Origin of the sequence: Xanthobacter sp., assembly GCF_041911315.1 — a bacterium.
Classification (GTDB): Bacteria; Pseudomonadota; Alphaproteobacteria; order Rhizobiales; family Xanthobacteraceae; genus Xanthobacter; species Xanthobacter aminoxidans.
Window position 1 is genome coordinate 15302 of record NZ_JAYRPE010000023.1, and the last position, 26956, is coordinate 42257.

A 26956-nucleotide genomic window follows, 5' to 3' on the forward strand; every position below is an offset into this window, starting at 1 on the left:
TTCGAGAGAACGTCTTTCGTTGCAAGAATCGGCTGAACCGCGCGAATCGGCCGTGCCTCCCGCCGCGGCGGGAACGGGTCTCCCCGACCGGCATTGGGCGCGGAACAGGCTTCAAGGGTGGCGCAATGTTCGCACGTCTCTCACGTCCGGCGGCTGTGGCCGCCTTCGGTCTCCTCCTCGCTACGGGCGCCTTCGCCCAGCCGGCGGCGCAACAGCCGCGTGTTCCGGCGTCGCAGGCGGAGGTGACCCTCACCTTCGCGCCTGTGGTGGCGAAGACGGCGCCGGCGGTGGTGAACGTCTATGCGCTGAAGACGGCGCAGCAGCGCGTGAACCCGATCTTCGACGATCCCTTCTTCCGCCGCTTCTTCGGCATGCCCGGCCCCGGCGGGCCGGGTGGCCCCGGCGACGGACCGGGGCTGCGCGCGCCGGAGCGGGTGCAGCGCTCGCTCGGATCGGGAGTCATCGTCGATCCCGCGGGGCTGGTGCTCACCAACTATCATGTCATCGAGGGGGCGGACGAAATCCGCATCGCCCTCAATGACCGGCGCGAATACGAGGCTGAGGTTCTGCTACGCGACCAGCGCACGGACCTCGCCGTGCTGCGCATCAAGACCGAGGCGAAGGAGCGCTTCCCCTTCCTGGAGCTGGGCGATTCGGACGGGCTCGCCGTGGGCGACCTCGTGCTCGCCATCGGCGATCCCTTCGGCGTCGGCCAGACGGTGACGCAGGGCATCGTCTCGGCGCTGGCCCGCACCCAGGTGGGCGTCTCCGACTATCAGTTCTTCATCCAGACCGATGCCGCCATCAATCCCGGCAATTCGGGCGGCCCGCTGGTGGATATGGCGGGGCGCGTGGTGGGCATCAATTCCGCCATCTATTCGCGGTCCGGGGGCTCCCACGGCATCGGCTTCGCCATTCCCGCCAACATGGGCCGAGTGGTGGTGGAGCAGGCCAAGAGCGGGTCCAAGTCCGTGCGCCGGCCGTGGCTGGGCGCCCGGCTCCAGCGCGTGACGCCGGACATCGCCGAAAGCCTCGGCCTGCCGCGCCCCACCGGCGTGCTGGTGCAGAGCGTCACCGCCGGCAGCCCCGCCGCCAAGGCCGGGCTCAAGACTGGCGACCTCGTGGTGTCGGTGGAAGGGCAGGGGATCGACGATCCTGAAACCCTGAACTACCGCCTCGCCACCCGCCCCATCGGCGGCAAGGCGGCGCTGCTAGTGAACCGCTCCGGCAAGGAGCAGACCCTGGTGGTGGTGCTGGAAGTGGCACCGGAGACGGTGCCGCGCGAGGAACTGCTGCTGCGCGGCCGCTCGCCCTTCGCCGGGGCGACCATCGTGAATCTCTCCCCCGCCGTGGCGGAGGAGCTGAAGGTGGACGCCAACGCCACCGGCGTCGTGGTCTATGACGTTCAAGACAATTCCCCCGCCGCTGCGGCGGGCTTCCGCCCCGGCGACGTGATCGTCGAGGTGAACAACGAGAAGGTGGGACGCACCGGCGATCTCGGCCAGCTTTCCGCTGTGCCCCAGCGCGGCTGGCGGGTGACGGTCCTGCGCGGCGGGCGCAGCATCACCGCTGTCCTGCGCGGCTGAGGGCTCCGATGGGCGATCTGTTCGAGGTAGCGGGACTGGGAGAGGGAGTGGCGCGGCCACTCGCCGACCGTCTGCGCCCGTCGCGCCTCTCCGAGGTGGTGGGGCAGGACCATCTGGTGGGGCCGGATGGCGTTCTCTCGCGCATGCTGGAGACGCGCTCCCTCGGCTCGCTGATCCTGTGGGGGCCGCCGGGCACCGGCAAGACCACCGTGGCGCGGCTTCTGGCCTCGGCCACGGATCTGCATTTCGAGCAGATCTCCGCCATCTTCTCCGGCGTCGCGGACCTCAAGAAGGTGTTCGAGCAGGCCCGTGGCCGCCGCCTCTCCGGCACCGCGACGCTCCTGTTCGTGGACGAGATCCACCGCTTCAACCGCGCCCAGCAGGATAGCTTCCTGCCCGTCATGGAGGACGGCACGGTGACGCTGGTGGGCGCCACCACGGAAAACCCCTCCTTCGAGCTGAACGCGGCGCTTCTCTCCCGCGCGCGGGTGCTGGTGTTCCGCTCCCTCGACGCCGAGGCTGTCGCCAAGCTGCTCGCCCGCGCCGAGGAGGTGGAGGGCCGGGAGCTGCCGCTCACCGAGGACGCGCGCGTCGCGCTGGTGAACATGGCCGATGGCGACGGCCGCGCCTCCCTCACGCTCGCGGAAGAGGTCTGGCGCGCCGCGCGGCCGGGTGAGGTGTTCGACGTGGCGGGCCTGAGCGAGGTGGTGCAGCGCCGCGCGCCCATCTACGACAAGAGCGAGGACGGCCACTACAACCTCATCTCCGCCCTGCACAAGGCGGTGCGCGGCTCCGACCCCGACGCCGCGCTCTATTATCTCGCGCGCATGCTGGATGCGGGGGAGAGCCCGCTCTTCCTTGCCCGGCGCATCGTGCGCATGGCCATCGAGGACATCGGCAATGCCGATCCGCAGGCGCTTGTCGTCGCCAATGCGGCCAAGGAGGCCTACGACTTCCTCGGCTCCCCCGAGGGTGAGCTGGCGCTGGCGCAGGCGGTCGTCTATGTGGCCACCGCGCCGAAATCCAATGCCGTCTACACTGCCTTCAAGGCCGCCATGCGCGTCGCCAAGGAGGGCGGCTCGCTGGTGCCGCCCAAGGTCATCCTGAACGCGCCGACCAAGCTGATGAAGGCCGAGGGCTACGGCACCGGCTATCGCTACGACCATGACGAGCCGGACGCCTTCTCCGGCCAGAACTATTTCCCCGAGGCGCTGGGCCGCCAGAATTTCTACCGCCCGGTGGAGCGCGGCTTCGAGCGCGAGATCAGGAAGCGCCTGGAGTATTGGGCGCGCCTGAGGGCCGAGCGGGGCGGGAAATAGCGGGGCAGATAGCGTGGGCAAATAGCGTGGGTTTGGGCCTTCGTATATGATCCGCCCACAGGCTGGCACCGACGAAGACCATCATGACCCGGCTGATGCGCGAACTCATCGAGAAGCTCGAAGCCCTGCCCGAGGCGGAGCAGGACGCGCTCGCCCGCGAATTCCTCCATGTGATCGAGGCCGGCGCTGCGGAAGGCGATGTCTACGTCCTCACCCCCGAGCAGGAGGAGGAGGTCCGCCGCGCGCTGGAGGACGGGGAGCCCGTCCTTGAAGAGGAGGAGGCGCGGCGCTTTCTGCGTGGGCTCGGCGCGTGAGCTTTCGTCTGCGCGAAACGGCCCGCCGGAACATCCAGCAGATCGATGCCTATCTGCGCGCGCAGAGCCCCGTGGCAGCGGCCGGCGCCGCACGGCATTTCCTGACGACCTTCGAGCGACTCTCCGCTTTCCCCTATTCGGGGCATCCGACCTCGCGGACGGGGGTGCGCGCGACAGCGATTCCCGGCACGCGATATGTCGTGACCTATCGCGTGCTCCCGACGGGAGACGTCGAGATCATCGCCATCATACATACCGCCCGAGACCGAAAGGCCTGACCTTCCATGGCGTTCTCTTTGCCCCCCGCCCTCATCGTCTTCCTCGGCGCCGGTCTCGGCGGCACCATCCGGCATTTCGTGAACATGGCGGTGCCGCGGCTGCTGGGGACGGGCTTTCCCTTCGCCACCTTCCTCATCAACGTGTCGGGCAGCCTTATCATGGGGCTGATGGCGGGCTATCTCGCGTTCAAGGACGGGGAAGGATGGACACAGCCGGTGCGGCTCTTCCTCACCACCGGGGTTCTGGGCGGCTACACCACCTTCTCCACCTTCTCGCTGGACTTCCTCTATCTCGCCGAGCGGGGCGAGCTGGGGATGGCGCTGGCCTATGCCCTCGGCTCGGTGCTGCTCGGCTTCGGCGGCGTCTGGGCCGGCATCATGCTGGTGCGCAGCCTGACGTGATCGGGATATTTTCGCCGGAGGTGGCCACGGCGCAGCGAAAGCTCTATTGCTGCGGCATCAAAGGGTTTGCGCGAGGACTAGGTCGAATATGGCTGTCGTGACCAGAACCGTGGCCGAGGACGAGGCGGGCATGCGCCTCGACCGCTGGTTCAAGGTGCATTATCCGGACCTCTCCTTCGGGCACCTGCAGAAGCTGGTGCGCACCGGGCAGGTGCGGGTGGACGGCGGCCGGGTGAAGACCTCTTCCCGCGTCGAGCCCGGCCAGAGCGTGCGCATCCCCCCGCTCGGCATGGAAGAGCCCGAGGCGGCGCCCGCCGCGGCGAAGGGAGCGCGCGGCGAGGCTGGCAAGGAGGGCGCCCGCGCGGCCTCCGCCGAGACTGGCGCCAATCCGTCCGCCAATCCACCGGCAAAGCCCCGCGCGTCCAAAGACCCCGCCGTGCGCAAGCTGGAGGAGGACCGGGCCTTCATCAAATCCATCACCCTGTTCGAGGACAAGGACGTGATGGTGCTGAACAAGCCCTTCGGCCTTGCGGTGCAGGGCGGCTCCGGCACCTATCGCCATGTGGACGGGCTTCTGGAGGCGCTGAAGGACAGGGACGGGCAGAAGCCGCGCCTCGTCCACCGCATCGACAAGGACACCTCCGGCTGCCTGCTCATCGCCAAGTCGCGGCTCGCCGCCTCGGTGCTGGCCAAGAGCTTCCGCTCGCGCGAGGCGCGCAAGGTCTATTGGGCCGTGGTGCCGGGCGTGCCGAAGCCCCGGCAGGGGCGCATCTCCACCTATCTCGCCCGCGACGAGGACGAGGAGAAGATGCGCGTCGCCCGCCATGGCGAGGACGAGGCGAGCCACGCCATCACCTATTACGCCGTGGTGGACCAGGCCGCGCAGAAGATGAGCTGGCTGTCGCTGAAGCCGGTGACGGGCCGTACTCACCAGCTGCGCGCCCATCTCGCCCACATCCACCACCCCATCCTCGGCGACCCCAAGTATTTCGACATCGAGAACTGGGAATTGCCCGGCGGCCTGCAGAACCGCCTGCACCTGTTGGCACGACGCCTCGTCATTCCGCATCCGCGCGGGCAGGGGGTGATCGACGTGTCCGCGCCGCTGCCGCAGCACATGGCGCAGACCTTCGCCGTGCTCGGCTTCGACGCCTCCCAGTACGATCCGATCCTGGAAGCGCCCGAGGGATGAGGCGCGCCGCCCTTGGGTGGCTTGTTGCGGCGGCATTGGCCGTCGCGCCGGCGGCGGCGGGCGGTACAGGGGCCGGGCGGGACGGCGTGCTCTACTGGTTCCGCGATCTCCAGATCGCCCAGGCCACCGGCTTTCCCGATTATGAGATCAGCGGGGAGGGCGCCGGCGCCACGGCCTCGGGCGGCCGCCTCTACGGGCCGCGGGCGCGGGTGACGCTCACCCTCGATGTTCCGCACGGATATCTGCGCATCGACGACCGGGGCGATGGGGACGGGGCGGCGCACTTCGTTACGGAAGTCGCCGTGTGGTTCGACCGGGAGGGATTTCCGCTGCTCGGCCTCAGCGAGCGCGCGCTGCGTGGCGGAGTGCCGTTCGGCGGGCGGGTGCGCTTCTATTCCCATGCGTCCGGGCGGTGGAATCTGGTCACGGACGCGGTGATGCCGTCGCAGGACCAAAGCCTCTGCCGCACCGAGCCGCAGGAGGTGGAGGAGAGCACGGCCGCGTTCGAGGGCCTCGGCCGGGCCATCACGCTGCTGCCGCGCCAGGGCACCGACCTTGCGGTGTGGTGCGTGGCGCCCAGCCCCGTCGCGGGAACCGGCCGGGTGCTGGAGTGGGATCGGGCCACCGCCCGCTTCACGCAAGGGCAGCTTTTGCCCGGTCCGCCGCCCTGGCCGGATGCGCCCGCGCCGCGCTGAAGCCGGCGTCTTCGACTTTGGTCGGACCCTTGCCGCATTCGGCAGTCTGGTAACCGCCTCCGGCTTGAAGTCACGTCATCTTCCCCTATGGTGCGCGCCAAGGCCTGAAGGCCAAAGAAGAAGCAGTCCGGAGCCATCTCCGGCCGCGCCCGAGGGAATTGATCTCGATGACAGCCCTTCTCGCCCTCTCGCGGGGGATCGATGCCGTCAACACCCGCATCGGCAAGGCCGCCGCGTGGCTGATCCTCCTGTCCATCCTTGTGTCGGCGCTCAATGCGATCATCCGCAAGCTGTTCGACATGAGCTCCAATTCGTGGCTGGAGCTGCAATGGGTGCTGTTCGCCGCGGTGTTCCTGCTGTGCGCGTCATGGACGCTCATCGACAACGAGCACATCCGCATCGACATCGTGAATTCCCGGCTGCCCAAGCGCACCCGCGACGGCATCGACATCTTCGGCCACATCTTCTTCCTGCTGCCGTTCTCGATCCTGTTGCTGTGGACCTCCTGGCCCTTCTTCCTCGCCTCCTTCGAGATCAACGAGCAGTCGCTGAACGCCGGCGGCCTGCCCCAGTGGCCGGCGAAGCTGCTGGTGCCGGTGGGCTTCTTCTTCCTGACGCTCCAGGGCATCTCGGAGCTCATCAAGCGCGTCGCCATCTTCACCGGAAAGATGGAGGACCCCCACGAGGGCGCGGGTGGCAGCCATGCGGCCCTTGCGGCGGAGGCCGAGCGCCTGCTGGCCGAGGCCGAACTTCCCGATGGGGCGCCCGGCGTCTCCGCGGTCAAGAAGTAGGAGCGCGTTCATGTCCTTCGTCCGCACGCTCCTGAAGCGCCGCCCCCTCGCCGCGCTCGCCGTCGCGCTCCTTGCCGTCCTGCTCATCGCCCTGCCCGACGTGGCGATGGCGGCGGAGCCTGGCTTCCGCGGCTGGTTCATCCACAACATGGCGCCGATCATGTTCGGCGCGCTGGTGCTGTTCCTGCTGCTCGGCTACCCGGTGGCCTTCTCGCTGGCGGCCAACGGCCTCATCTTCGGCCTCATCGGCATCTGGCTCGGCCTGTTCGAGCCCAAGTTCCTGCAGGCGCTGCCCGAGCGCGTCTACGGCACCATGAACAACGAAGTGCTCCTCGCGGTGCCCTTCTTCACCTTCATGGGCCTCATCCTCGAGCGCTCCGGCATGGCCGAGGACCTGCTCGACACCATCGGCCAGGTGTTCGGCTCCATCCGCGGCGGCCTCGCCTATGCGGTGATCTTCGTCGGCGCGCTGCTCGCGGCGACCACCGGTGTGGTGGCGGCCTCGGTGATCTCCATGGGCCTCATCTCGCTGCCCATCATGCTGCGCTACGGCTACGACCGGCGTGTCGCCTCCGGCGTCATCGCGGCGTCTGGCACGCTGGCGCAGATCATCCCGCCCTCCCTCGTGCTCATCGTCATGGCCGACCAGCTGAACCGCTCGGTGGGCGACATGTACGAGGGCGCGTTCGTGCCCGGCCTGCTGCTCGCCGGCCTCTACGCGGTCTACATCTTCATCGTTTCCTCGATCTTCCCGAGCGCCGCGCCCGGCCTGCCGCTGGAGGCGCAGACCCTGCGCGACCCCGAGCAGAAGATGATGCCCTCGCGCATTCTCGGTGCGGTGGCGGCGGCGGGCTTCGCCTATCTCATCGCCACGGGCTCCCTGCCGGGCCTCACGGCCGGCGCCATTCCCGGCGTCGCCAACGTGGCGGTGTGGGGCGTCGTGGCGTTCGTGCTGCTCTATTTCGTCATGTCGGGCACGGCGAAGCTGCTGACGCCGTCCCTCTTCATCGCGCTCGCCTTCTCCATCGCCGGCGGCATCGTGCTGATGGAGCGCAGCCATGTGAAGTTCGGCGCGGACTATGTGGTGCTCACCATGTCGGCCACGGTGGGCATCGCCTTCGTGGTGGCGGTCATCAACCGCCTGTTCCGACTGAAGCTGATGTCCAAGCTCGCCGAGCAGGTGGTGTTCGTGATGGTGCCGCCGCTGGCGCTCATCTTCCTCGTGCTCGGCACCATCTTCATCGGCGTCGCGACGCCGACGGAGGGCGGCGCCATGGGCTCGCTCGGCGCGGTCATCCTCGCCTTCGCCCGCGGCCGGCTGAAGTTCGACCTGCTGCGGCAGGCGACCTATTCCACCGCCAAGCTTTCCGCCTTCGTGCTGTTCATCCTGCTCGGCGCCCGCGTGTTCTCGCTCACCTTCTACGGTGTGGACGGGCACAAGTGGGTGGAGGAGCTGCTGGTGTCGCTGCCCGGCGGGCAGACCGGCTTCCTCATCGCGGTGAACGCGCTGGTGTTCGTGCTGGCCTTCTTCCTCGATTATTTCGAGCTGGCCTTCATCATCATCCCGCTGCTGGGGCCTGCGGCGGACAAGATGGGCATCGACCTCATCTGGTTCGGCGTGATGCTGGCGGTGAACATGCAGACCTCGTTCATGCATCCGCCGTTCGGCTTCGCCCTGTTCTTCCTGCGCTCGGTGGCGGCCAAGGTGCCCTATGTGGACCGGGTGACGGGCAAGATGATGCAGCCCGTGACCACGGGCCAGATCTACTGGGGCGCGGTGCCGTTCGTGTTCATCCAGCTCATCATGGTGGCGCTCATCCTGATCTTCCCGGGCATGGTGACCCACTACAAGAGCGGCGGCATCCAGCTGGACCAGAAGCAGATCCAGCAGCAGTTCGAGAACCTTTCGCCGGGCCTCGATGCCGCGCCGCCGCCCCCCCTCGACCTCGGCTTCGGGAAATAGCGGGCGCCGGCGGGCTGGCCTTGCCCTCCTAAGGGCGCATTCGGAATGGAGATGACGGGGTGGAGGGCTTCAGTTCCTCCGCCCCGTCGTGCATTCGTGGTGACGGGGGAGGCCTTGCGATTCGCGGCGCGCCGCGGGACCCAGGGCCCATCGATCGATCAAGGTGCTGGACCGGCCGGGGCGACCGCCAGCGTGGCGCAGCCAGGCGACCGAAACGGACTCGGCCGAGCGTGCGGAGGTGATTGCGATGAACCCGAGGCCCGACTTCTGTCCCGGCTGCGGGGCGCAGGTCTATCCCGAGGAGGCCCATTGCCCCTTCTGCGGCCGCAAGCTCCATACGAGCTATGTGATGCCCTTCCTCGTGGGCCTGGGCGGCACCGTGGTGGCGCTGATCTCGGGCGGCCTCGTCTGGTGGGTCATGTCGGCCGAGCCGGGCGAGACGCCCGATGCGCAGCCGCAGGTTCAGGCCACGGCTCCCGCTCCCGCGACCCCCGCTCCGCAACAGCCTGCGCCCGCCCAGCCTCCGGCGCAGGCCGCTGCACCGAGCCCGACCGAGCCGCCCGCGGCCGCGCCGGGACAGGAAGCCTCCCTGCCGCTGCCCACGGTGAACACCCCCGTCGCGGCTCCGGCGGCGGATGCCGCCGCGCGCCGGGCCTTCGCCAAGAGCAAGCAGGACAGCTTCGCCCAGAACGGCCTCGACCTCACGGTGACGGCCGGCGGCAACGACGCGACGCTCCTCACCATCAAGTTCAACTTCCCGGCAAAGGAGGCGGCCGAGCTGATCGTCGGCGGCCCCTTCCCCAAGCAGTGCGAGCAGCGCGGCTTCCGGCAGGTGTTTTTCGTCGATCCGTCCGGCACCACATGGGTTTATGATATCGCCACCCAGCAGATGACGCAGAAATGAGCGCAGCAGGCGACACCGATCCTTCCCCCGCCGCCGGCCTGAAGCTGGTGCTGTTCGATTGCGACGGCACGCTGGTGGACAGCCAGCACCTGATCGTCTCGGCCATGAACGATGTTCACGCCGCCTACGGCGTGCCGGTGCCCGACCGGGAGAAGCTGCTCTCGGTGGTGGGGCTCTCGCTGCCGCAGGCGTTCGCCGTGCTGTCGCAGGGGGATGCGTCCTATCCCATTCAGGCGATGGTCGATGCCTACAAGGTCGCCTTCAACCGCATGCTGAATGCCGATGCCCCCGAGCCCATGTTCGACGGCGCCCGCGAGGTGCTGGAGGGGCTGCGCCAGCGCGAGGACGTGGTGCTCGGCATCGTCACCGGCAAGTCGCGGCGGGGGGTGAACCGCATCCTCTCCGTGCAGGGCATGGAAGGCTGGTTCTCCACCATCCAGACCGCCGACGATGCGCCGTCCAAGCCCCATCCGGCCATGGTGTTCCAGGCCATGGGCGAGGTTGGTGCGCGGCCGGAGGACACGGTGGTGATCGGCGATACCACCTACGACATCTCCATGGCCCTGCAGGCCGGGGCCTCGGCGCTCGGCGTCGCCTGGGGCTATCATGAGACGCCGGCGCTGGAGCGGGCGGGCGCCGACCGCATCGTCCGGCATTTCCGCGAGGTGCCCGACGCCATCGCGGAGCTTCTGGCCCGCCGCCGCGTCGTGATCTGAGGACAGCTCGAGATGCGTGAGTTCCTGGAAGATGTGGAGAGCGGCGATCCGGGCGATCCCGTCGCCCGCGCCCGCGCCGCCCAGAAGGCGCCTCTGCCCAAGCGCTTCTACAAGGAAGTCAGCGTGGGCGAGGGGGAGGGCGGTTTCACCATCCTCCTCGACGGCCGCCCGGTGCGCACCCCGGCGCGCGGCCTGCTGAAGGCGCCGACCCGCGCGCTGGCGGAAGCCATGGCGGCCGAATGGGCGGCCCAGCAGACCGAGATCGACCCCTTCAGCATGCCACTTACTCGGCTCGTCAACGTCGCCCTCGACCGGGTGACGCCGGAGGCGCAGGCGGTGGCGGACGAGGTGGTGAACTACGCCGGCACCGACATGTTGTTCTATCGCGCCGACGGCCCGCAGAAGCTGCTGGACCGGCAGGCGAAGCACTGGGATGTCGTGCTGGACTGGATGGGCGCCACCCACGGCGCGCGCTTCTTCCTCGCCGAGGGCATCACCCATGTAAAGCAGCCGGAAGAGGCGCTGGCGAAGGTGCGGGCGCTGGTGCCGGCCGATCCGCTGCGCCTCGCGGCCGTGCATTCCATCACCACGCTCACCGGCTCGGCCCTCCTCGCCCTTGCGGTGGCCGAGGGCGCGCTCTCCGCCGACGCGGCGTGGACGGCGGCCCATGTGGACGAGGATTTCAACCGCGAGCAATGGGGCGAGGACGAACTCGCCACCGCCCGCCGCGCCGCCCGCCGCACCGAGATGGACGCGGCGGCGCAGGTGCTGGCGCTGGGCTGAGCCGCCCTTCAAGCCCGCGCGGCGTTTGAGCGAAGCAACGGGGAGGGGGAATGGACGAGGACGCGATTGCCGATCTCTTCGCTGCCTTCGGCCCGGTGGCGGTGAAGCGCATGTTCGGCGGGGCCGGGCTCTATGCGGACGGGCTGATGTTCGCCTTGTGGGCGGGTGAGGCCTTCTACCTCAAGGCCGATGCGGCACTCGCCGAGGATCTGAAGGGGCGGGGCTCGGTCCCCTTCAGCTACGAGGCCAAGGGCGTCGTGCGCACCATGGGCGGCTACTGGTCGGTGCCCGAGGCAGCACTCGACGATGCCGACGACCTCGCGGCCCTCGCCCGCCGCGCCCTCTTCGTCGCGCACGCGGCCAGCGAGGCCAAAGCCCGGCCGGCAGGCCGGGCGTCTTCGAACAAAGCGAAGCCGGCAGGCCGGGCGTCTTCGAACAAAGCGAAGCCGACAGGCGGAGCGTCTGCGAAAAAGCCGAAGCCGGCAGGCGGAGCGGCCGCGAAGAAGCCTGCCGCCAAAAAGAAAAGCGCGCCGGCCCAAGATTGAGCGGCGCGCTGATCCATCAGAACATTTGACAGGATGCGCCGGCCCGGAGGTCGGCGCAGACTTCAGCCTGCCATCACGCGCCGGCCTTCACACGCACGGGGCGCAGAAGGAAGGCGGGGAGGTGGGACATGTCCGCCGGCTCGTTGGCGGGCGCCCGCTCGCGGCGCGGGGGACGTGCCTCGGCAGCATCCTCGCGGGCGGGACGGCGGTTGCGCTCGGGGCGGTCGCCACGCTCGGCACTCCGTTCCGGACGCGCGGCGCGTTCCCGCTCCTGACGCTCGGGACGTTCGGTGCGCTCGGGACGCTCCGTGCGCTCGGGACGATCGGCGCGTTCGGGACGCTCCGCCCGTTCAGCCCGCGGCTGACGCTCGGCACGCTCCGCACCTTCGGCCCGGGGCTCGCGCTCACGGCGCGGCTCGCGCTCGCCGCGACCTTCGCGATCACCACGGCCCTCGCGGGGCTCCTTGTCCATGCGGCGCTTGCCGCGCAGACGGCCATCCTCGCGCCCGCGGCGCTCGGAGGCCGGCGGGGCGTCGCCCAGGGGCGCGCCATGCCAGGGGATCGGATTGCCGATCAGCTTCTCGATGGCCGAGAGGGACTTGGCATCGAGGTGCGTGACCATGGTGTAGGCCGTGCCGGCGCGGCCGGCGCGGCCGGTGCGGCCGATGCGGTGGACGTAATCCTCGGCGTGGTGCGGCACGTCATAGTTGAAGACGTGGCTCACCGCCGGAATGTCGAGGCCGCGTGCGGCCACGTCGGAGGCAACCAGCAGTGTCGCCTCGCCGTTGCGGAACTCGTCCAGCGCCTTGATGCGGGCGTGCTGGTCCATATCGCCGTGCAGGGCGACGGCATTGAAGCCGTGCTTCTGCAGCGAGCGGTGGAGCACCGCCACGTCGCGCTTGCGGTTGCAGAAGATGATGCCGTTCTGCAAATTCTCGCAGCCTCGGATCAGCTCCCGCAGGACGTCGCGCTTCTCGTAGTCCTCGCGGCCGGAGGCGACCAGTTCCTGCGTCACCGTGGTAGCGGTGGACGCGGGCTTGGAGACCTCCACCCGAACCGGGTTGGAGAGGAATTGCGAGACGAGGCGCTGGATCTCCGGCGGCATGGTGGCCGAGAAGAACAGCGTCTGGCGGGTGAAGGGCACGAGCTTGCAGATGCGCTCGATGTCCGGGATGAAGCCCATGTCCAGCATGCGGTCGGCCTCGTCGATGACGAGCACTTCGATGCCGGAGAGGAGCAGGCGGCCGCGCTCCACATGGTCGAGCAGGCGGCCGGGGGTGGCGATCAGCACATCCACGCCGCGAACGAGCTTGGTGTCCTGGTCGCCGAAGGAAACGCCGCCAATGAGCAGGGCGACGTTGAGCTTGCTATACTTGCCGTAGCGCGTGAAATTCTCTTCCACCTGGGCCGCGAGCTCGCGGGTGGGTTCCAGGATGAGAGTGCGCGGCATGCGGGCACGGGCGCGGCCCTGCTCCAGCAGCGTCAGCATGGGGAGCGTGAAGGCGGCGGTCTTGCCGGTACCTGTCTGCGCGAGGCCGAGAACATCCCGGCGCGCGAGAACATGGGGGATGGCCTGGGCCTGGATGGGGGTCGGGGTCGTGTAGCCAGTATCGGCGACAGCCGCGAGAACCTTATCGCTCAGGCCGAGCTCGGAAAATGACATTGCATCTTTTGGATGCGGCGGCGCGCCGCTGATCGAACGTCCCGTGCCGTACGGGGTCAGACGAGTGGTCGTCGGTCGGCGCGCTTGGATTCGACATATCTCGGACGACGCATAGCAACATAAGAAAATGATGCGCCGTGTCAATGTTTTCCGCCCGGTCTCGCCGATTCGGAGGGCATAAAGCGCCGTTCTTCCGGCGGTGGCGCGGAAATGCACGCTTTGCGGGCAGTCGCCATGCGCGCGGCGAATGAGTGTGCGCTGCACCCATGCGGTCTCGTCGGGTTGACCCGATCCGGCCGACGCCGCACGGATGGCATTCCTGTCGCCGTTCCGGATCCCATGCCTTTCCTCCTCGTCCTCGGCCTCGCGGCGTTCGCGAGCGCGTTTTCCATGCGCGTCGTCGATCCCATGCTGAACATCCTGGCGAGCGAGCTTCAGGTGACGTTGCAGCAGGTGGCGATGCTCGCCAGCGCCTTCACCTTTCCCTATGCGCTGATGCAGCTGGTGTTCGGCCCCATCGGCGATGCGGTGGGCAAGGTGCGGCTCATCCGCGTGAACCTCGCCATGCTCTCCATCGGCCTCGTGGTCTCGGCCACGGCGACCAGCCACGAGATGCTGCTCGCCTCCCGCGTCTTCTGCGGCGCCTTCGCCGGCGGCATCATTCCGGTGGTGCTGGCGACGGTGGGCGACCGGGTGCCGTTCGAACGCCGGCCTCTGGCCCTCAGCCGCGTGCTGCTCGCTTTGGTGCTGGGCCAGCTCTCCGGTTCGGCGCTGGCCGGCTTCATCGCCGAGCTGGTGGGGTGGCGCGAGGTGTTCTGGTGCGCCCTCGCCGTCGCGGCGCTGGCGGCGCTCGCCACCACCTTCGGCCTGACGGAGGAGGGCGAGCGCAAGCCATTGTCCTTCGCCGCCTCCATCGCCCGCTATGGGCTGGTGCTGCGCAATCCGTTGTCCATCAAGGTCTACGGCGTGGTCGCGATCGAGGGGGCGCTGAGCTTCGGCGTGTTTCCGCTGGTGGCGCCGCTGATGGTCCATCAGGGCATCGGCAACGCCAAGGAGGCCGGCATCGCGCTCGCGGCCTTCGCCATCGGCGGCGCCGTCTATACCTTCGCCGTGCCGCTGCTGGTGCGCTATCTCGGCCTCAGCGGCATGGTGCGCTGGGGCGCGGCGGGGGTGGGCGTGCTGCTCATTCTCGCCACCCGCGCCCATGGGCTGGTGCTCATGGCGGCGATCTTCGCCGGGGCGGGCTTCGCCTTCTACATGATCCACAACGTGCTGCAGATCCTCGCCACGGAACTGGCTCCCGAGGCGCGCGGATCGGCGCTGGCGCTGTTCGCCTCCTCCTTCTTCATCGGCCAGGCGTTGGGCGCGCTGGGGCTGACGCAGGCGGCGGGTTTTGCCGGGGTGGTGGCCATGTTCATCACCGCCGGCATCGGCATGCTGCTGCTCGCCGGCCCCGCCGGGCTGCTCCAGCCGAGGCGGGGCCAGATTTCACCCCCCGAGACGCTTTGAGATGCGGACCTCGTGAGGGCGGCGGCTCCCGTCAGATGTTGATCCTCACCGACGCGCCCTGCTTGGCGCAGCGGGCGGTGACGCCGTTGCGGTGGACCTGCGGCGCCCTGGACATGGATTGCGCCGACTGGCCCATGCACCATTTGGTGTGGCGCATGGGGTCGATCAATTCGTTGGCGCGCCTCCAGTCGCAGCCCTGGCTCGCCGCCAGATAGATGACGGACACCGCCCAATAGCCATAAGAGACGCAGGACTGCTCGTCATTGCCGAACGACTGCGCCCGCGCCGCCCCCGGCAGCAGCGTCGCAAGCGCAAGGCCAGTAGCCAGAGTCATCCGCACGCCGCGCCCCGCGCGCGGTACGTTCTTCCCGTCCCCCATGATCTTCCCCCTCCGGTGCCGCGATGGCGGCGTTAATCGCCCGGCGCCCCCGCCGGCTCAGATGTCCAGCATCTCCTCGCCGGCGAAGGCGGCGCGCTCGGAGATGAAGGCGAAGCGGGCTTCGGGCTTGTTGCCCATGAGACGCTCCACGAGATCCACGGTGGCGGCGCGCTCGGCGTCCTCCACGGAGACGCGCTGAAGGGTGCGCGTCTTCGGGTCCATGGTGGTTTCCTTGAGCTGCGCCGGCATCATCTCGCCGAGGCCCTTGAAGCGGCCGACGTCCACCTTGCCCTTGCCGTTGAATTCCTTCTTCAGCAGCCGCTCGCGGTGGGCGTCGTCGCGCGCATAGAGGGTCTTGGCCCCCTGCGTGATGCGGTAGAGCGGCGGCACGGCGAGGAAGAGGTGGCCCTCCTCGATCAGCTTCGGCATCTGGCGGAAGAAATAGGTGACGAGGAGGGAGGCGATGTGCGCCCCGTCCACGTCGGCGTCGGTCATGATGATGACCTTCTCGTAGCGAAGGTCCGTCTCGCGGTAGTGGGCGAGCGTGCCGCAGCCCAGCGCCTGGCCGAGATCGGCGAGCTGCTGGTTGGCGGCGAGCTTGTCGCGGGTGGCGTTGGCGACGTTGAGGATCTTGCCGCGCAAAGGCAGCACGGCCTGCGTCTTGCGGTCCCGCGCCTGCTTGGCCGAGCCACCGGCCGAGTCGCCCTCGACGATGAAGATCTCGGAGCCGGCCGCCTCGGTGTTGGAGCAGTCGGCGAGCTTGCCGGGCAGGCGCAGCTTGCGCACGGCGGTCTTGCGGGAGACCTCCTTCTCCTGCTTGCGGCGCAGCCGCTCCTCGGCGCGGTCGATCACATGGTCGAGCAGACGCGAGGCCTGCACCGGATTGGCCGCGAGCCAGTGGTCGAACGGGTCGCGCAGCGCCTGCTCGACGATGCGGGCGGCCTCGGCGGTGGCGAGGCGGTCCTTGGTCTGGCCCTGGAATTCCGGCTCGCGCACGAACACGGAGAGCATGGCGGCGCAGCCGGTGATCACGTCGTCGCCGGTGATGACGGAGCCGCGCTTGCCCTGTCCGGCGCGCTCCGAATAGTCCTTCAGGCCCTTGAGCAGAACCGCCTTGAGGCCGTTCTCATGGGTGCCGCCGTCGGGGGTGGGGATGGTGTTGCAGTAGGAGGAGATGCTGCCGTCGGCATCCGCCACCCACGCCACCGCCCATTCCACCGAGCCGTGGCCGCCGGTCTTCTGGATGCGGCCGGAGAAGATGTCCGGGTGGACCAGCGTGTTGCCTTCGAGGTCCGCCGCCAGATAGTCCTTCAGGCCGCCGGGGAAGCGGAAGACCGTCTTCTCCGGGATGTTCTCGCCGGCCTTCAGCAGCTCGGGATCGCACGACCAGCGGATTTCCACGCCGCCGAACAGGTACGCCTTGGAGCGGGCCATGCGGAACACGCGGGCCGGCTCGAAATGCGCGCCGGCGCCGAAGATTTCCGGATCGGGATGGAAGCGCACGCGGGTGCCGCGCCGGTTGGTGATGCGGCCGACTTCCTTGAGCGGCCCCTGCGGCACGCCCTTGGAGAAGCTCTGGCGATAGAGGGTCTGGTTGCGCGCGATCTCCACCTCCAGGTCGTCGGAGAGCGCGTTGACCACCGAGACGCCGACGCCGTGCAGGCCGCCGGAGGTCTCGTAGACCTTGCTGTCGAACTTACCGCCGGCGTGCAGCGTGGTCATGATGACCTCCAGCGCCGACTTGCCAGGAAACTTGGGGTGCTCCTCCACCGGGATGCCGCGGCCATTGTCCGAGACGGTGAGGTAGCCGTCGGCGCCGAGCTGCACTTCGATGAAGGTGGCGTGGCCGGCCACGGCCTCGTCCATCGAATTGTCCACCACTTCGGCGAAGAGGTGGTGCAGCGCCTTGGAATCGGTGCCGCCGATATACATGCCCGGGCGGCGCCGCACCGGCTCCAGCCCTTCCAGCACCTCGATATGGGCGGCGGTATAATCGCCCGCCATGGCGGGCACGACGGCGGCCTTGCCGCGCGCGCTCTCCCTGCCGGTCGATTCCCGCGCAGGCGACTTGCTGGCACCGCGCGGGCGGGCGGCGAAGAGATCGTCGGAATTATCGCTGTCGGACATGGGTCTCTGAGGTCGGAGGTTTGGGCGCCAGATAGCAGAACGGCAGGGCCGGCGCGAATCGGGACGGCGCCGCGGCCCCTGATTTCCCCATAGTGACAGAGCCGGAGGGCGAGGGGAACAGAATGGCAACAATTGAGCCATGCCCGGCCCGTGCTCGACGCCGCGCCTCTCCTCTGGCTTCATGCGCGCGTGAACATCGCCGTGCCGAATCGCCTCTTCCTCGACGTCGCCCGCTCCGCCACCGGCCGCACCTGGCGGGAGCGGCTGGACGTGCGCGGGGGGCAGACGGCGCTGGCCATGGCCCAGCGCTTCGGCATCAGCGAGCTTCTGGCCCGCGTATTGGCCGCCCGCAACGTGCAGCTGGACGAGGTGGAGCGCTATCTCGACCCCTCCATCCGCACCCTGCTGCCCGATCCCGACACGCTCACCGACATGCCCGCCGCCGTGGCGCGCCTCGCCCGCGCGGTTACGACCGGCGAGCAGGTGGCGGTGTTCGGCGACTATGACGTGGACGGCGCCTGCTCCACCGCCCTCACGGTGGGCGTGCTCCAGGCCGGCGGGCTGGATCCCTTCTTCCACATTCCCGACCGCATCTTCGAGGGCTACGGGCCGAACGTGCCGGCCATCGAGCAGCTCGCCGCGCGCGGCGTGACCCTGCTGGTGACGGTGGATTGCGGCACGACCTCCCTCGAACCGCTGGAGGCCGCGAAACGGCTCGGCATGGATGTGGTGGTCATCGACCACCATCAGGCGGGGGAGACCCTGCCGCCCGCCACCGCCATCGTGAACCCGAACCGGGAGGACGACCTCTCCGGCCTCGGCCATGTCTGCGCGGCCGGGCTCGCCTTCGTCGTCGCGGTGGGCCTCGTGCGGGCGCTGCGCCAGAGCGGGCATTTCAATGCCGAGCGGCCCGCGCCGGACCTGCTGGAAGCCCTCGACATCGTGGCGCTGGCGACGGTGGCGGATGTGGTGCCGCTCATTGGCCTCAACCGCGCCTTCGTGGCGAAGGGGCTCCTCGCCATGCGCCGGCGCACCCGCATCGGCCTCACCGCGCTGATGGACGCGGCGCGGCTCGACGGGCCGCCCCGGCCCTTCCATCTCGGCTTTCTCATCGGCCCGCGCATCAATGCCGGCGGGCGCATCGGCGAGGCGACGCTGGGCGCGCGCCTGCTGCTGACGCAAGACCCCGCCGAGGCGCGCGGCATCGCCGCCGAGCTGGATCGCCTCAACGCCGAGCGGCAGGAGGTGGAACGCGCCATCCTCGCCGCCGCAGAGGCCGAGGCGCAGGCGGCGCTCGGCATCTCGGAGGAGGGCGCCGTGGTGGTGGTGAGCGGCGAGGGCTGGCACCCCGGCGTCGTCGGCCTTGTCGCGGCGCGGCTGAAGGAGCGCTTTCAGCGCCCGGCCTTCGCCATCGCCTTCAATGGCGAGACCGGCACCGGCTCCGGCCGCTCCATTCCCGGCGTGGACATCGGCCGGGCGGTGCGCGGGGCGGTGGAGAGCGGGCTTCTGGTGAAGGGCGGCGGCCATGCCATGGCGGCCGGCCTCACGGTGGAGCGCCGCCAGCTCGGTGCCCTGCGCGCGGAGCTGGAGCAGCGCCTCGCGCCGGACGTGGAGCGCGCCCGCGCCGAGGGTACCCTTTCCATCGACGGCGCGCTGACCGCGCGCGGGGCAACGGTGGACATGGTGGAGACCGTTTCCCGCGCCGGCCCGTTCGGCGCCGGCAATCCCGAGCCGGTGTTCGCCTTTCCCGGCCACCGCATCAGCTATGTCGAGAGCTTCGGCGCCGGCCATGTGCGCGCCCGCATCTCCTCGCCGGACGGCACGACATTGAAGGCCACCGCCTTCCGCTGCGCCGAGGAGCCGCTGGGCCGGGCGCTCTTGGCCGGGCGCGGGCGCAATCTGCATGTGGCCGGGTGCCTCGACATCGACACCTGGCAGGGCGAGACGCGCGTGGCGTTGCGCATCCGCGATGTGGCCGAGGCCGGATGAGGTCGCCGCTGTGAAGGTCCTGCTCGCCGTCCTCCTCTGCTTCAACGCCGGCTTCGTGGATGCGGCGGGCTTCGTCGCGCTCGGCGGGCTGTTCGCGGCCCATGTGACCGGCAATTTCGTGACCATCGCCGCCTCGCTGGCCCACGGGGATACGCCTTCGCTGACGAAGGTCCTGGCGCTGCCGGTGTTCGCCATCGTGGTGTTGTGCGCGCGGGAGCTGAGCCTGTTCCTCGCCCGGCGCGGGCGGGATGATTTCCGCATCCTGATGGCGGCAAAGCTCGTGCTGCTTGCCCATGCGGCGCTGGTGGCGGTGCAGAACGGGCCCTTCTACGACCACGACGCTCCCGCTGCCGTGATGATGGGCATGACTTTGGTGGCGGCCATGGCGCTGCAGAACGCGCTCCACCGCACCCACCTCACCGACTCGCCGCCCTCCACCGTGATGACGGGCACCTTCACGCAGGTGCTGGTGGACATCGCCAATCTCTTGCGACCGCTGGAAGGCACCAACATTCCCGCCACCCGCGCCCGTCTCGGCCGGATGAGCGCGTACCTCGCCGCCTTCCTCTTCGGCTGCCTTTCGGCCGCGCTGCTCTATCGCGCGGTGGGCATGTGGTGCCTGTTCGTGCCCACCTTCGTGGCGGTGGCGGAGATCTTCACGCTGGGGCCGGACCCGGCGCCGCAGAAGGACAAGGCGTAACCTTGCGCCTCAGCGCTCTTCCGACACCCGCAGCGCCGTCCGCCCGGTGATCTTGCGCTTGCGCGGCGCGGGTTTCCCATCGGCCGGCGCGGTCTCTACGGGGGCGGCGGGCGCCGGAGCTGGCGCCTTGCGCGAAGACGCCTTCTTCGCCGGCTTCGCGGCCACGGCGGCCGGGGCGCGGCTGCCATCGGCGAGGGCAAGCAGCGCCTTCACCCGGTCGCCGGGCTGGGTGAGGGCAGGGGCGTTCGGGTCGACGCGGGAGAGCAGCGCCTTGGTCTTGGGCGCCGGCACACCATCCAGCGCCTCGGCGAAGGCGGCGGGACCGAGCAAGGCGCGGATGGCGCGGATAGCCTCAAGGTCCGTCCCCTCCGCCACCAGCTGGGCGCGGGCGATCTCGTTCACTGCCTTGCGCGCGAGATTGCCGCCGGCCGGGAACAGGCCGGCCTTGCCGCCGATGGCCGCGAGCAAAGCGAAGAAATCCGAAGCCTCAGCCATGGAGCCGCCTCCGCGTCTCGTTCACCAGATCGCGCACAGCATCCACCGCGTTGTACCATTTCTGCTCGAAGGAGGGCGCGTAGGGAAAGTTTTCCGGGTCCATGGCCCGCTCGATGGCGGCCTGATTGCGGACTTCGGTGTCGAACATCTCATAGACCGCATTGGCGTCCTCCGCCTCGTCCCGGAGGCTGATGAGCGTATCGCGGTGCTGGATCTTCTGCGCATGCACCCGGCTCGCCAGCACCAGCGGCCGGCGCTTCGGCTGGGGCAAGGCGGAGCGCGTGACGTGGGCGTTCTCCCACACCGAGGCGCGGAAGGCGTCGAAGCCGAGGGTGGAGAGATAGTCCGGGATGGTCGGCACGATCACCATGTCGGCGAGGCGGATGGCCACCTCGGTGAAGGCGGAGATGCCCGGCGCGCAGTCGAACAGCACCACGTCATAATGCGCGCGCAGGTAGCCGAGCGCCTCGTCGAGCACCTTCAGGGACTGGCCCTCCAGCGAGCGCAGCCCGTAATTCTTCTCTGCCAGCCGCAGGACGATCTCGCGCTCCAGCAGGCGCAGGCGGGGGCTCGCCACCACCATGTCGATGGCCAGTTCCTCGCCCGCCTTCATCACATGGCAGATGCTCGGCGAGATGTACTGGGCGATGGAAGTGCGGTCGCCATAGAGCAGCCGGTCGGCGAGGAAGGACGTCACCGACTGGCGGCGGTCGAGGATCGCGCGCAGCTCGTCGTCATGGGCGAAGCAGTAGGAGGCGTTGGCCTGGGCGTCGAGATCGACCACCACCACCCGCGCGCCCTGCTCCGCAAAGCCTTCCGCCAGCATCACCACGGTGGTGGTCTTGCCCACGCCGCCCTTCATGTTGGCGACAGCGATCACCCGCCCCCCGGCGTCGGCCTCCCCCACTTCGGCCATGTCCGCACCACCCCTCGCAGCCCATGTTGCGCCGCAACCTAAAGGCGATGCTGCACCTGCTCAATAGAGGCCGGTCAAATAATAGAAGCCGATCACGACGAAGGCGGCGGTGGTCTTGATGATGGTGACGGCGAAAATGTCGCCGTAGGACTGACGATGCGTCAGCCCTGTCACGGTGAGGAGGGTGATGACCGCGCCGTTGTGCGGCAGCGTGTCCATGCCGCCGGCGGCCATGGAGGCGACGCGGTGCATCACCTCCAGCGGGATGCCATAGGCCTGCGCCTCGGCGATGAATTGCTGCGCCATGGCCCCCAGCGCGATGGAGAGGCCGCCCGAGGCCGAGCCGGTGATGCCGGCCAGCGTCGTCACCGTGATCGCCTCGTTGATGAGGGGATTGGGGATGGAGGTGAGCGCAGCCTTGATGACGAGGAAGCCCGGCAGCGCCGCGATCACCGCGCCGAAGCCGTATTCCGTCGCCGTGTTGAGGCCGGCGAGCAGCGCCCCGCCCACCGCTTCCTTGGAGCCGCCGGCAAAATGGCCGGCGATGGCCCGGTAGCCGAACGCCACCACTGTGAGGATGCCGAGCAGCAGCGCCGCTTCCACCGCCCAGATGCCGGCCCAGACGTGGGTCTCAACGCTCACCGCCGGGCCGCCCTCCACAAGCGTCGCGCTGGCCTGCGGCCCGAACCATCCGGGGATGTGCCAGGCGAAGAACAGATTGGCGAGGCCCACCACAACCAGCGGCAGCACCGCGAGCAGCGGCGGCACGGGCGGGACGCCGTCGTCCGGCAGGCTCTCGTTGAGGTGGCCGGTGCCATAGCCTTCGCCGGCGCGGTGGGCCTGCATCCGGCGGAACTCCAGATAGGAGATGCCCACCACGAAGATGAAGATGGAGCCGACGATGCCGAGGATGGGCGCGGCATAGGCTGTCGTGCCGAAGAAGGCGGTGGGGATGATGTTCTGCAGCTGCGGCGTGCCGGGCAGCGTATCCGCCGTGAAGGAGAAGGCGCCGAGCGCAATCACCGCCGGCAGCAGGCGCTTGGGGATGCCCACCTGCCGGAACATCTCCGCGCCGAACGGATAAAGCGCGAACACCACCACGAACAGCGAGACGCCGCCATAGGTAAGTACCGCGCCCACCAGCACGATGGAGACGATGGCCCGCCTCGGCCCTAGCAGGTTCACCACCGCCGAGACGATGGAGCGCGAGAAGCCGGCCAGCTCGATGAGCTTGCCGAAGATGGCGCCCAGCAGGAACACCGGGAAGTAGAGCTTGATGAAGCCCACCATCTTTTCCATGAACAGGCCGGAAAAGATCACCGGCACCGCGGCCGGATCGGTGAGCAGCACCGCGCCGATGGCGGCGATCGGCGCGAACAGGATGACGCTGAAGCCGCGATAGGCCACGAGCATCAGGAAGAAGAGCGCGGCGAGGCAGACGACGAAGCTCATGGCTGTCAATCCGGCGCAGGTAGGGGAGTCCTCAAGCGGGACAGTAATGCGCCCTACGGCCGAGCACCAGCTTCGGAATTCATAAGAATTGTTGCACTGCAATGGCTTGCCGCCGCCCCGGCATCCGCCGGGTCGGCGTCATTCCCTGCCAGCCCCTACGGCGTCGCGATCTGTGCGCGACGCTGCACCCGCTCAATAGAGGCCGGTGAGATAATAGAAGCCGATCACGAAGAACACCGCGGCGGTCTTCACCAGCGTGATGGCGAAGATGTCGCCATAGGCCTGCCGGTGGCTCAGGCCGGTCACGGCGAGCAGGGTGATGACGGCGCCGTTGTGGGGCAGCGTGTCCATGCCGCCGGAGGCCATGGAGGCGACGCGGTGCAGCACCTCCATGGGGATGCCGGCGGCATTGGCCTGGGCGATGAACTGCTCCGACATGGCCGCGAGCGCGATGGACAGGCCACCCGAGGCCGAGCCGGTGATGCCGGCCAGCGTGGTCACGGTGATGGCCTCGTTGACCAGCGGATTGGGGATGGCCGACAGCGCCGACTTGATGAGAAGGAAGCCGGGCAGCGCCGCGATCACCGCACCGAAGCCGTACTCGGTTGCGGTGTTGAGGCCCGCGAGCAGCGCGCCCGACACGGCATCCTTGGAGCCGGTGGAGAATTTGCCGGCGATGGATTTGAAGCCGAACACCGCCACCGTGAAAATGCCGAGAAGCAGCGCGGCTTCCACGGCCCAGATCGCCGCCCAGGTGCTGGTCGGCACGCTGACGGGGGCCGCGCCCGGAACCAGCGTGGCGGTCGCGGTGGCGCCGAACCACTGCGGGATGAGGCGGGCGAAGATCAGGTTGGCGATGCCCACCACGACCAGCGGCAGCAAGGCGAGAATCGGGGAGACGAGCGGCACGGTCTCGTCCACCACCACCTCGTTGAGGTGGCCGGTGCCGTAGCCCTCGCCGGCCTTCGCCGCCTGGCGGCGGCGGAACTCGAGGTAGGACAGCCCCACCGCGAGGATGAAGGCGGTTCCGACGAGGCCCAGGATGGGCGCGGCATAGGCGGTGGTGTGGAAGAAGGTGGTGGGGATGATGTTCTGGATCTGCGGCGTGCCGGGCAGCGTGTCCATGGTGAAGGAGAACGCGCCGAGCGCCACCACCGCCGGCAGGAGCCGCTTGGGAATGCCCACCTGGCGGAACATTTCCGCGCCGAAGGGATAGACGGCGAACACCACCACGAACAGCGAGACGCCGCCGTAGGTCAGCAGGGCGCCCACCAGCACGATGGAGAGGATGGCGCGGCCCGGCCCCAGAAGCTTTACCACCGAAGCGACGATGGAGCGGGAAAAGCCCGACAGCTCGATGAGCTTGCCGAAGACGGCGCCCAGCAGGAACACCGGGAAGTAGAGCTTGATGAAGCCCACCATCTTTTCCATGAAAAGTCCGGAAAAGACGACCGGCACCGCGGCCGGATCGGTGAGCAGCACCGCACCGATGGCGGCGACGGGGGCGAACAGGATGACGCTGAAGCCCCGATAGGCCACGAGCATCAGGAAGAAGAGCGCCGCAAGGCAGACGACAAAGCTCATGGGACGAATCCGGTGGAGGTAAGAATGCGATCGGGCCGGACACTAGTGCGGCCCGCGACCGGACACAGCTTGTCCTTTGGTATGGGGGACCCGACGGACCTTGCGGTAACCGGCAGAAGGCGCACGATGAAACACGGGCCGAGTCGAAAAGGTCCCGGGTACCTCTTGACTTCAACACTTCAACGATTGATAGAGTGTTCACATGAGTTTCGACGCGCAGCGTTCGCTCACGGGCCGGCAGGTGGATGAGGCGGCGGGGATGTTCTCCGCATTGGCCGATCCTCAGCGCCTGCGGCTGCTGATCCTGCTGGCCGGTCGCGAGGCTTCGGTGACGGAGCTGGCGGAGGCCCAGGGGGAGAAGCTTTCGACGGTGTCGGTGCGGCTGAAGGTGCTTCACGCCGCGCGCCTCGTCGGGCGGCGGCGCGAGGGGAAGTCGATCCTCTATCACCTGGCGGACGACCATGTGCTCGCCCTCGTGGCGAGCGCGGTGGAGCACGCCTGTGAGAACCATTGAAGCCGAGAACCGTTGAAGCGAGGAGCAAGCCATGTCCGGGACCTGCAAGATCCACCCGAACCACGACCACCAGCACGGCCCCGGCTGCGGCCACACCGCCATCCGCCACGAGGGGCATGTGGACTATCTCCACGACGGCCACCTGCACCACATGCACGGCGACCATGTGGACGAGCATGTCATCGCGGTGAGCGAGACCAATCCCGACCGCTGCACCCCCAACCACACCTGTGCCGGCCACGAGCCCGGCCATGTCCACGGCCCCGGCTGCGGCCATGAGGCGGTGCCCCACGGCGACCACGTCGACTATCTGGTGGACGGCCACCTGCACCACCCGCACGGCGGCCATTGCGACGACCATGGCCCGGTCGAGGTGGTCCGCGGCTGATCCGCGGGATCGGGATCGCAGATACAAAAAGGCCGCGCCTGATGAGGGCGCGGCCTTTTCGCGTCAGGTGGGGATCACGGCATCAGCGCGATCTGCTCCAGGCCCTCGGTCTCGGGGAAGCCCATGACGAGGTTCATGTTCTGCACTGCCGAGCCGGACGCGCCCTTCACGAGGTTGTCCAGCGTGGAGATGATGACGGCCCGGCCGGGCACGCGGTCGGCCACGACGCCGAGGAACACCATGTTGGACCCGCGCACATGGCGCGACTGCGGCACCTGGCCGAACGGCAGCACATGGACGAAGGCCGCGCCCTTGTAGAAATCGGTCAGGATGCGGTGCAGGTCCTCGGCGGTGGCGCCGGTGGTGCGCACATAGATGGTGGCATAGATGCCCCGGTTCATGGGCGAGAGCACCGGCACGAACATGGGCTTCACCGGCCGGCCGGCGGCCTTGGAGAATTCCTGGTCCAGCTCGCCCATGTGGCGATGGCCGGAAACCGCATAGGCGTGGATGCCCTCTGACACCTCGGAGAACAGCATGGCCTCCTTGGCCGAGCGCCCGGCGCCGGACATGCCGGTCTTGGAATCCACGACGATGCTCTCCGGCTCCAGCGCGCCGGCTTCCAGCAGCGGCACGATGGGCAGGATGGCGGTGGAGGAATGGCAGCCGGGATTGGCGACGAGGCGCGCCTTGCGGATCTCGTCGCGATAGATCTCGGCGATGCCGTAGGCCGCCTCCTTCTGGAGGTCGAGCGCCTGATGGGGATGGCCGTACCATTCCTCATAGGCGCCGGGATCGGACAGGCGGAAGTCGGCGGAAAGGTCCACCACCTTCACGTTGGGCGCCGTATCGAACACCTTCTTGATGACCAATTGGGTGGTGGCGTGCGGCAGCGCGCAGAACACCACGTCCACGGCGGTGAAATCCACCTCGTCGATGGTCACGAGCTTGGGCAGCGCGAAGGGCGCGAACTGGGGGAACACGTCGGCCATGGACTGGCCGGCCTTGCGGTCCGCGGTGAGCGCGACGATCTCGACGCGCGGATGGCGCAGCAGCAGGCGCACCAGCTCGGAGCCGGTGTAGCCCGAGGCGCCCAATACCGCGATCCTTGCCTTTGCGTCAGACATCTTGCTCTCCCGAAGGGTCTCCCGCCGCCCGGCCGCAGCCGGCGAACGGGGCCAAGGTGCTTACACCCAATCACACGTCAGGGAAAAGACAGGGGGGCGCATGGCCGTTCCACGTTTCGTGGAAGAACTGGCGATGCCACCCCTCCGCCGCACGGGAGAGGGGAGAACCGGGACCGTCATTGCCCGGCTCGTCCGGGCAATCCACGGCTGGACCGGGGCAGATCTTCGTACATCCAGGCTGCGGACGGGTGGATCGCCCGGACGAGCCGGGCGATGACACCGATAACCAGCACAGGCCTTTCTCCCTCAGAGGGAGAAAGGTGCGCTCACGCCAGCCGGAACTTGGAGAAGTCGCGGTGCTCGGTGGCGATGCGGCGGACGGTGCCGGTGGCGGCGCGCATCACGATGGTGTCGGTGAGGATCACGTCCCGGCCGAAGCGCACGCCCTTCAGCAGCGCGCCGTCCGTGACGCCGGTGGCGGCGAACAGGCAGTCGCCGCGCACCATCTCGTCCAGCTTGTAGACCTTGGAGAAGTCGGTGATGCCCAGCGCCTTGGCCTGGGCGCGCTTCTTCTCGGTGGCGGGCACGAGACGGCCTTCCAGCTGCCCGCCGGTGCTGCGCGGCG

General features: G+C 68.8%; 27 protein-coding genes. 18 read left to right on the forward strand and 9 right to left on the reverse strand.

All coding sequences use genetic code 11. The features are described 5' to 3' along the window. Nucleotides 1-125: 125 nt before the first annotated feature. From ACE3QW_RS09445 to ACE3QW_RS09505, 13 genes are all read left to right on the forward strand, one after another. Entirely contained in the window at nt 126-1586 is a 1461-nt protein-coding gene (locus ACE3QW_RS09445) for a DegQ family serine endoprotease (protein ID WP_374251320.1), read from the forward strand. 8 nt (nt 1587-1594) lie between these two features. After that, the gene (locus ACE3QW_RS09450) at nt 1595-2905 is read left to right on the forward strand and encodes a replication-associated recombination protein A (RefSeq protein WP_250165573.1); all 1311 of its coding nucleotides are present in this window, start codon (nt 1595-1597) and stop codon (nt 2903-2905) included. 83 nt (nt 2906-2988) lie between these two features. Further along, nucleotides 2989-3219: a hypothetical protein gene (locus tag ACE3QW_RS09455; RefSeq protein ID WP_024278468.1), complete on the forward strand. Its 231-nt coding sequence runs from the start codon at nt 2989-2991 to the stop codon at nt 3217-3219. Next, entirely contained in the window at nt 3216-3497 is a 282-nt protein-coding gene (locus tag ACE3QW_RS09460) for a type II toxin-antitoxin system RelE/ParE family toxin (protein WP_250165574.1), read from the forward strand. The genes ACE3QW_RS09455 and ACE3QW_RS09460 overlap by 4 nt, the downstream gene beginning before the upstream one ends. Nucleotides 3498-3503: 6 nt before the next feature. Beyond that, nucleotides 3504-3899: a fluoride efflux transporter CrcB gene (gene crcB, locus ACE3QW_RS09465; RefSeq protein WP_250165575.1), complete on the forward strand. Its 396-nt coding sequence runs from the start codon at nt 3504-3506 to the stop codon at nt 3897-3899. Between the two features lie 88 nt (nt 3900-3987). Further along, nucleotides 3988-5091 carry a pseudouridine synthase gene (locus ACE3QW_RS09470; protein ID WP_374251321.1) on the forward strand — a complete coding sequence of 368 codons (1104 nt, stop codon included), beginning with the start codon at nt 3988-3990 and terminating at the stop codon, nt 5089-5091. After that, entirely contained in the window at nt 5088-5786 is a 699-nt protein-coding gene (locus ACE3QW_RS09475) for a hypothetical protein (RefSeq protein WP_374251322.1), read from the forward strand. The genes ACE3QW_RS09470 and ACE3QW_RS09475 overlap by 4 nt, the downstream gene beginning before the upstream one ends. Nucleotides 5787-5953: 167 nt before the next feature. After that, nucleotides 5954-6577: a TRAP transporter small permease subunit gene (locus tag ACE3QW_RS09480; protein WP_029558944.1), complete on the forward strand. Its 624-nt coding sequence runs from the start codon at nt 5954-5956 to the stop codon at nt 6575-6577. Between the two features lie 106 nt (nt 6578-6683). Then, entirely contained in the window at nt 6684-8540 is a 1857-nt protein-coding gene (locus ACE3QW_RS09485) for a TRAP transporter large permease subunit (protein ID WP_374251336.1), read from the forward strand. 247 nt (nt 8541-8787) lie between these two features. Further along, nucleotides 8788-9444, forward strand: coding sequence for a hypothetical protein (locus tag ACE3QW_RS09490; RefSeq protein WP_374251323.1), 657 nt, complete (start codon nt 8788-8790; stop codon nt 9442-9444). After that, nucleotides 9441-10160: an HAD-IA family hydrolase gene (locus tag ACE3QW_RS09495; protein WP_374251324.1), complete on the forward strand. Its 720-nt coding sequence runs from the start codon at nt 9441-9443 to the stop codon at nt 10158-10160. The genes ACE3QW_RS09490 and ACE3QW_RS09495 overlap by 4 nt, the downstream gene beginning before the upstream one ends. A 12-nt stretch (nt 10161-10172) precedes the next feature. Continuing rightward, entirely contained in the window at nt 10173-10943 is a 771-nt protein-coding gene (locus ACE3QW_RS09500) for an ATP12 family chaperone protein (protein ID WP_374251325.1), read from the forward strand. 50 nt (nt 10944-10993) lie between these two features. Further along, the gene (locus ACE3QW_RS09505) at nt 10994-11488 is read left to right on the forward strand and encodes a TfoX/Sxy family protein (protein WP_374251326.1); all 495 of its coding nucleotides are present in this window, start codon (nt 10994-10996) and stop codon (nt 11486-11488) included. Nucleotides 11489-11561: 73 nt separating this feature from the next. Here the strand turns inward: ACE3QW_RS09505 and ACE3QW_RS09510 are convergent, their stop codons facing one another. Continuing rightward, nucleotides 11562-13151, reverse strand: coding sequence for a DEAD/DEAH box helicase (locus ACE3QW_RS09510; RefSeq protein ID WP_374251327.1), 1590 nt, complete (start codon nt 13149-13151; stop codon nt 11562-11564). 339 nt (nt 13152-13490) lie between these two features. Here ACE3QW_RS09510 and ACE3QW_RS09515 point away from each other — a divergent pair, with 339 nt between their 5' ends. Continuing rightward, on the forward strand, nt 13491-14660 hold the full coding sequence (locus ACE3QW_RS09515; protein ID WP_038193657.1) for an MFS transporter: 1170 nt from the start codon (nt 13491-13493) through the stop codon (nt 14658-14660). Nucleotides 14661-14691: 31 nt separating this feature from the next. Here the strand turns inward: ACE3QW_RS09515 and ACE3QW_RS09520 are convergent, their stop codons facing one another. Then, entirely contained in the window at nt 14692-14994 is a 303-nt protein-coding gene (locus tag ACE3QW_RS09520; protein ID WP_156026414.1) for a hypothetical protein, read from the reverse strand. 102 nt (nt 14995-15096) lie between these two features. Beyond that, nucleotides 15097-17166, reverse strand: coding sequence for a DNA topoisomerase IV subunit B (gene parE / locus ACE3QW_RS09525; RefSeq protein WP_374251328.1), 2070 nt, complete (start codon nt 17164-17166; stop codon nt 15097-15099). 201 nt (nt 17167-17367) lie between these two features. On the opposite strand from parE, the gene recJ reads away from it, so the two are divergent. Further along, the gene (gene recJ / locus ACE3QW_RS09530; RefSeq protein WP_374251329.1) at nt 17368-19155 is read left to right on the forward strand and encodes a single-stranded-DNA-specific exonuclease RecJ; all 1788 of its coding nucleotides are present in this window, start codon (nt 17368-17370) and stop codon (nt 19153-19155) included. Between the two features lie 10 nt (nt 19156-19165). Then, on the forward strand, nt 19166-19855 hold the full coding sequence (locus tag ACE3QW_RS09535) for a YoaK family protein (protein WP_374251330.1): 690 nt from the start codon (nt 19166-19168) through the stop codon (nt 19853-19855). 9 nt (nt 19856-19864) lie between these two features. On the opposite strand, the gene ACE3QW_RS09540 is transcribed toward ACE3QW_RS09535, so the two are convergent. The 4 genes from ACE3QW_RS09540 to ACE3QW_RS09555 all read right to left on the reverse strand — a co-directional run bounded on the left by ACE3QW_RS09540 (nt 19865) and on the right by ACE3QW_RS09555 (nt 24302). Beyond that, complete coding sequence (locus ACE3QW_RS09540) at nt 19865-20350, reverse strand: hypothetical protein (protein ID WP_374251331.1); 486 nt, start codon at nt 20348-20350, stop codon at nt 19865-19867. Continuing rightward, a complete protein-coding gene (locus ACE3QW_RS09545) occupies nt 20343-21266 on the reverse strand; it encodes a ParA family protein (RefSeq protein WP_374251332.1) in 924 nt (307 codons plus the stop codon). Before ACE3QW_RS09545 ends, ACE3QW_RS09540 begins: the two co-directional genes overlap by 8 nt. 60 nt (nt 21267-21326) lie before the next feature. Continuing rightward, complete coding sequence (locus ACE3QW_RS09550; RefSeq protein ID WP_374251333.1) at nt 21327-22718, reverse strand: GntP family permease; 1392 nt, start codon at nt 22716-22718, stop codon at nt 21327-21329. Nucleotides 22719-22910: 192 nt separating this feature from the next. Then, a complete protein-coding gene (locus ACE3QW_RS09555) occupies nt 22911-24302 on the reverse strand; it encodes a GntP family permease (RefSeq protein ID WP_029558929.1) in 1392 nt (463 codons plus the stop codon). Between the two features lie 202 nt (nt 24303-24504). On the opposite strand from ACE3QW_RS09555, the gene ACE3QW_RS09560 reads away from it, so the two are divergent. Continuing rightward, nucleotides 24505-24816, forward strand: a complete 312-nt coding sequence (locus ACE3QW_RS09560; protein WP_169124321.1) for a helix-turn-helix transcriptional regulator — start codon at nt 24505-24507, stop codon at nt 24814-24816. Nucleotides 24817-24847: 31 nt separating this feature from the next. Next, on the forward strand, nt 24848-25204 hold the full coding sequence (locus ACE3QW_RS09565) for a hypothetical protein (protein ID WP_024278489.1): 357 nt from the start codon (nt 24848-24850) through the stop codon (nt 25202-25204). Nucleotides 25205-25278: 74 nt separating this feature from the next. Here the strand turns inward: ACE3QW_RS09565 and argC are convergent, their stop codons facing one another. Together argC and ACE3QW_RS09575 are read right to left on the reverse strand one after the other, a co-directional pair. Further along, on the reverse strand, nt 25279-26331 hold the full coding sequence (gene argC / locus ACE3QW_RS09570; RefSeq protein WP_374251334.1) for an N-acetyl-gamma-glutamyl-phosphate reductase: 1053 nt from the start codon (nt 26329-26331) through the stop codon (nt 25279-25281). Between the two features lie 326 nt (nt 26332-26657). After that, nucleotides 26658-26956, reverse strand: a 299-nt coding sequence (locus tag ACE3QW_RS09575) for a fructose-bisphosphatase class II (RefSeq protein ID WP_374251335.1), incomplete at its 5' end; no start/stop codon positions are given.